At 40.9% G+C, this 6,507-nt stretch carries 5 protein-coding genes and 1 pseudogene; all 6 read left to right on the top strand.

Annotated features, from left to right (window positions below; genetic code table 11):
* Window positions 1–150, top strand: a pseudogene (locus I2F17_RS12265) (phage tail protein); the annotation flags it as partial.
* 66 nt (window positions 151–216) lie between these two features.
* Window positions 217–1,035, top strand: coding sequence for a phage tail fiber protein (locus I2F17_RS12260; RefSeq protein ID WP_211140138.1), 819 nt, complete (start codon window positions 217–219; stop codon window positions 1,033–1,035).
* Window positions 1,036–1,063: 28 nt separating this feature from the next.
* Complete coding sequence (locus I2F17_RS12255) at window positions 1,064–1,870, top strand: phage minor tail protein L (RefSeq protein WP_211140137.1); 807 nt, start codon at window positions 1,064–1,066, stop codon at window positions 1,868–1,870.
* Between the two features lie 126 nt (window positions 1,871–1,996).
* On the top strand, window positions 1,997–2,755 hold the full coding sequence (locus I2F17_RS12250) for a C40 family peptidase (protein ID WP_211140136.1): 759 nt from the start codon (window positions 1,997–1,999) through the stop codon (window positions 2,753–2,755).
* Entirely contained in the window at window positions 2,748–3,320 is a 573-nt protein-coding gene (locus tag I2F17_RS12245; protein ID WP_211140135.1) for a tail assembly protein, read from the top strand. The genes I2F17_RS12250 and I2F17_RS12245 overlap by 8 nt, the downstream gene beginning before the upstream one ends.
* Window positions 3,321–3,349: 29 nt before the next feature.
* On the top strand, window positions 3,350–6,507 hold a 3,158-nt coding region (locus I2F17_RS12240; RefSeq protein ID WP_235985967.1), incomplete at its 3' end, for a host specificity protein J.

Below are 6,507 nucleotides of genomic sequence, written 5' to 3'. Positions count from 1 at the left end.
TTCTTTGATGACCATAAAGGGGCAGATTCTTTTTTATGGGAATCGCCACTTGATGGCACAGTTCGAGTGAAAACAGATACAAGCTATACGCCTACATGCTTAGGCGGTGCAGTGTGGCGAATCTCAACTACATTTAAACAGCAGTTTTAGTTTTACAACCAAATCAATCCATGCACCGAAAGGTGCTTTTTTTATGCCTAAAATTTGGAGTCGGTAATGGCTAAACAAACAGTAAACGTTGGTAATAATGCCAATGATGGTTCAGGTGATGCAGCGCGGACTGCATTTACGAAGCTGAATCAAAACATGAATGAGATTTATGCAACTTATGGCAACGGAAATAACTTATTCGGAGTCGGAACAAACGCTGATCAAATCATGAAAGTGGGTGCATTTGGTTTAGGGGTAATCATTGGAAAGGGTGACAGCTCATCTGCAGCACTAGATTGGGCTTATAAAAATGGTTGTGGATTTTATGCAGGCTGGACAAACGAGGTCGGTTTTGCAGGGGTGGAGGGTGGCGGTGGTGCTGCTAGTCTTGTTGTCCGGCCAAGCGAATGTAGCGTAGTAGTGCGATGTAAACCTACAAAAACGGGTTCACTAATTGAAGGTACAGTAAAAACAAGTCTCAATACAACAGTTGATGGCAATGGCTATTTAAAACCATCTTCACCAGTGGTACGTTTGTATGCCGATAAAATTGAAGCAATCAATGAAGCTGTTGGTCAAGGCATTACTTTTGAAAAGCTAGGTGTGGGTGATTACCTTGTTAAAAATACAACAGGTTTGCGTGATGATGGTTGGTACATCGAAACCCCACGTGATAGCAATGGAAATGTACTTGTTTTTGTTGAATTTACACAACTTGAAAACAAAGATATTTCAGTAAAGACTTTTAAAAAGAAATTTGATATTGATACTGCATCGATTGTTGCAGATCATACTCAGCCGATGGATATTCCGACAGATCGCTGGATTGATTTACGATTTAATGATTATCCGATTGCTGAACAACCAACACCACAAGCCACTTAATCAGTGGCTTTTTTAATGGGAGGTCATCATGTCTTTAACGTCTGATGTACAAAAACTCTATGTTGATGGGTTGATTACACTGTATGAATTAGATGCCACAAATCTTGGTGCTGGAGTACTGCGCTTTCACGGCCATATCTCATTTGCAGATTGGCAACGCATCTATGCCACAGTCGATAGTACAAGTATTACTGCAGATTCAACCACTTTACATGCAGATAAATTGTTTGATGTGGGTAGTGAAAAAGTTTGGTACCGAAACATTATCTTTGATGGTCAAACGTATGAGCCAATGGCTTTGCAAGTGGATGGCTTAGAGATGAATGCGACAGGCAAAGCATCTACGCCCACACTGACTATGGCGAACAATATTAACGGTATTCAAAATGCGGTATCTGCATATTGTTTGAAATTTCAAGATTTTGTTGGTGCAAAGCTTAAAGTTATTCGTACTTTTGCCAAGTATTTAGACAGTGAAAACTTTACAAGTGGCAATAAAAATGCCGATGTAAACGAGTCAAAAACTCAAATTTGGTATATCGAGCAAAAGACTTCTGAAAACCTTCAAACAGTAGCGTTTGAGTTGTCTAATCCCATTGATTTTCAAGGTCGACAAATTCCAGTTCGTAATATCACAAGCTATTGTCAGTGGGCGATTGATGGTTATCGAGGTGAGCAATGCCAATACACCGGTATGAAGTACTTCACAGATAAAAACGAACCGACAGATGATCCAAGCCAAGATAAATGCCGTGGTGATTTTAGAGCGTGTAAGAGTCGCTATAACGAGTCCAATTATGGTGGTTTCCCTGCATCTAGTTTGATGAGTAAGTAATTATGGGTTGGTTAACATTTATCTTGGCAACAATCTTTGGCTTGATTGGATATTTCCTTGCAAAACTGATTGAAAAAGCATTGCTATCTTATAAAAACGCATTCACATCCAAAAGGCAGGTTTCAAATGAACATCACAGCCCAACTAAAAAAACAGATTGTTATCGCAAGTAGTGAAGCTTACCCAGATGAAATGTGCGGTGTAGTGATTAACGGTAAGTTTATTCGTTTAGAGAACATGGCATCTAATCCTGAAACTCACTTTGAAATCGATGCAAAAGCTTTGGCAAGGCTTGAAGATCAAGGCGAAATTGAAGCGTATGTGCATAGTCATCCTGATGGTACTGCTATGGCATCTGCTTTTGACAAGCATCAAATTGAACTCCATGGTAAGCCATGGTTGATTTGTTCATATCCTGATGTAGATCTGCAAATGTTTGAACCGTGCGGTTATCAAGCGCCTTTAGTTGGACGTTTATATCATCATGGTTGGCAAGATTGTTATGCCTTAATTCGTGACTTTTACAGTCGTGAGCTTGGTATTGAACTCATGGATTTTGAGCGTGATGATCGGTGGTGGGAAGCTAAAGATCATGCATCACTGTATATGCAAAACTATGCTAAAACAGGCTTTATTGAAGTTGATCAACCACAGTACGGTGATGTACTGCTATGTAATGTAGGACGTACAGAACACCCAAACCATGCGCTCATTTGGTTAGGCGATCAGTGGCAATTAAAGACTGAAACAACTGAAGCTTGTCATGGCAATACGTTGTTTTTACATCACCCATATAATCAAAGTTCAAAGCGTGAAATTTATGGTCCGAATTGGTTAGAGCGAACTGTGAAAGTGCTTAGACACAAGGCGGTGATGCATGTATAAAACCATTCGCTTTCACGGTGTGCTACGTGAACAGTTTGGTAAAGAGTGGCGTTTACAAGTCAGCTCTGTGCAAGAAGGGATGCGACTGCTGGCAGTACAGATCGAAGGGCTTGAGCAGTTCTTTTTAAATGCACATTTAAACGGCTTACGCTTTGCCATCTTTATCGATCATCGCACGACTATTTCTGAACAAGAAGTGGATATGCAAAACAATGCTGAACTCATTCGCATTGTACCGATTGTAGAGGGTGCAGGCGGTGCACTACAGACTGTGCTAGGCGCTATCATGATTGGGGTCGGTGTCTTTACTTTTGGTACTGGTACAGCTGTAGGCATGGCATTGATCGGAGCAGGGGCAGGTATGGCAATTGGCGGTGTGACTTCAATGCTCATGCCTAAAGCAACAACGAGTGATGCAAACAGTGATGGCAATAAAGCCAACTATGGCTTTGGTTCTGCAGTCACGACAGTGGCACAAGGCAACCCAGTGCCTATTCTTTATGGCCAACGTGAAGTGGGTGGCTTTGTGATTAGTGCAGGGCAATATCCTGAAGATCAACTTTAAACAATATATAGATAGATGATAGGCGCTTTATGCGTCTTTTTTATTGGGAAAATTCAATGAAAGTACAAGGCGCAAAAGCAGGTTCAGGCAGTACACGACAAGCTGTGATTGCTACAGATTCGGCTCAATCTAAAAGCCAAATAAAGTATTTAACTGGCTTATGTGAGGGCGAAGTTGAAGGCTTAGTAGATGGTTTAAAGTCAGTGTATTTAGATGACACTACGATTTTAGACAGTAATGGCAATAATAACTTTACTGATGTAACTGCTGATTTTCGACCAGGTACGAATGATCAAACTTATATTGAAGGCTTTCCTGAAGTTTCCAATGAAAACGAAGTCAATGTTGAGCTAAAAACTAATCCTTGGATTCGTTCAATTACAAACTTAGATATCAATGCTACACGTGTGCGTTTGAAGTGGGGAGCACTCAGAACGACAAATTCTAGTAATGGTGATGTCACTGGTGTCACGATTCAATATGCCATTGATGTGAGTACTGATGGTGGGGCATATGTTGAAATGCTCAATACACAAATCAGTGATAAAACCTCATCAAATTATGAACGTTCACATCGCATTGATTTGCCACAAGCGACTAGCGGTTGGAATATTCGTGTAAGACGACTTACACCACCTGCAGCATCTGATTATGTGACAGATCAAATGTATGTGGCTTCATATGCTGAGGTGATCGATGCCAAGCTTAGATACCCAAATACTGCACTGTTAGGTGTGCAATATGATGCACAAAACTTCTCAAGTGTTGCTAAAGTGTCTGCAGAAGTCAAAGGCTTAAAAATTCGAGTACCGAGTAATTATGATCCAGTAAATCGTACTTATGTGGGTATTTGGGATGGTTCATTTAAACGTGTGTATTCAAATAATCCAGCGTGGATCTACTTTGATTTATGCACAGCTAAACGTTATGGCTTAGGTGATCGAATCACTGATCAAATGCTTGATAAAGCCAGTCTCTATCGTTTAGGGCAATATTGTGATGGCATGGTGAGCGATGGTCAGGGCGGTCTTGAGCCACGTTTTACCTGTAATGTCTATATTCAATCTGCTGAAGATGCGTATTCTATTTTAAGTAAATTGGCAGGCTTATTTCGTGCCATTTCTTATTGGGATGGTGATGCGATTATTTGTGATGCAGATATTCCGCAAGATGTTTTTTTTAATTATTCAAATGCCAATGTCATCGAGGGGCATTTTGATTATTCAGGTACACCTGGATATAACAGACGTAATGTGGCAAAAGTCGCTTGGTCAAATCCACAAAATCGCTATAAAACTGAATATGAAATCATTCGTGATGAACAAGCGATTAACCAACAAAAAGTCATTAAAATTGTTGATGTAGATGCATGGGGTTGTACTAGTCGAGGTCAAGCACAACGTGCTGGGCATTGGGCATTAAAATCTGAACAGTTAGAAACGCAAACTGTGAATTTTAAAGTGGGTCTTGATGGTCATATCCCAGTGCCAGGTAAAGTGATTGCGGTGGCTGATAACAACTTTGCAGGACGTTTTATTGGTGGACGAATCAAGGCGATTTCTGATGATTTACGTGTACTGACACTAGATCGTGACGTGGTGGCACTTGCAGGTGATACGATTCAGACCAACAGTGAACACGGTCAATCTGTTAAAGCTGTAATTGCCAGTATTAATGGTGCAAAAGTCACAGTGACTCAAGCTTTTGACCAAGGGGTGATTGCAGTACAAAACGTATGGACTATTGATTCAACAGTACTTGCTACACGTAAATTTCGTGTACTCAGTGTGAAACAAGATGAAGAACATCAATTCTCTATTTCAGCACTTGAGTATCGATCTGAAAAGTATGATGCGATAGACAACGGGGCATATGTTGCTACTTCAGCGCCAGCGTCAATCATTAATCCAACGACTCAAGCTGCAGTACAAAACGTTCAGATCTCATCTTATGATCAAGTACAACAAGGCATTAATGTTGCCACTATGATCATTGCTTGGGAGAAAGCAGATTATGCAGTGAAGTATCTTGTTGAGTGGAAAAAAGATAGTGGCTCATGGATTAAGATGCCAATCACGGGTAATACGTCTGTAGAGATTGCAGGGGTATATGCAGGCAGTTATATCGCTCGTATTACAGCATATTCAGCCTTTGATATTGCATCATTAGCCACGACATCAGCATTAACAGCGATTTCAGGTAAACAGGGCAAGCCACCAAAGCTCGCATTCATTCTCGCTACTGGCACTATGTTTGGTATGAAGCTGAATTGGGGTTTCCCAAGTGTTGGTGCACTTGATACAGCTTATACTGAGATTGAATATTCAAGCACATCTAATGGTGCAAATAGTCAATCACTGGGTTCATATGCTTATCCAACGACAAGCATGCAACAACAGGGTTTAGCCGGCAATGTGACACTCTGGTACCGTGCACGACTGATAGATCGGATTGGTAACACCGGTGATTGGTCAGATTGGACCAGTGGTACATCAACGGCTCAAACCGCGGATATTTTAGATGCGTTGTCAGGACAGATTACCGATTCACAGCTGGATAAAAATTTAAAAGCACGAATCGATAAAATTGATACGATTGCAGGATTAGATGGTGATGTGGGCAATATCATCAATAAAGTAAATGAAGTGCAACAGACTGCCGATAGTGCGCTCAATAAAGCACAGCAAGAAGCAACAGATCGAGCAGGTGCTATTCAAAATGTGCAAAGCTCCATTGATCAAGAAGCGAAAGATCGAGTGAATGCAGTACAAAATGTACAAACAGCGGTGAGTAAAGAAGTATCAGATCGTATTGCTGCTATTGGTACTGTAAATGATGGTATTACACAAGAAGCGACTGCACGTAAAAATGCAGACACGAGTATTGTTAATACAGTCAATACCAACAAAGCGAGTACTGATAAAAGCATTGCTGCAGTGCAAACATCAGTTGATATCGTAACGACAGCACAAACAGCAACAGCGAAAAAGCTAGATGGTGTGTATGCAAAAGTGACACCCATCACAGCAGATTCAACCTTACTTACGGCTGATAGTACGAGCAATGAAGCATCTTCATGGACGATTCAATCTGCTGTTGCAGATGGTGATAATGCACTTGGCCAACGCATTGATGTCACTCAAGCGAATGTTGCAAGTAATTCAGCTTTGATCAAGTCGGAACAAAC

Source organism: Acinetobacter baretiae, from assembly GCF_015627105.1.
GTDB classification, from domain to species: domain Bacteria; phylum Pseudomonadota; class Gammaproteobacteria; order Pseudomonadales; family Moraxellaceae; genus Acinetobacter; species Acinetobacter baretiae.
The sequence above is the reverse complement of the archived record's forward strand: the minus strand, read 5'-3'. Positions and strand labels throughout refer to the sequence as shown.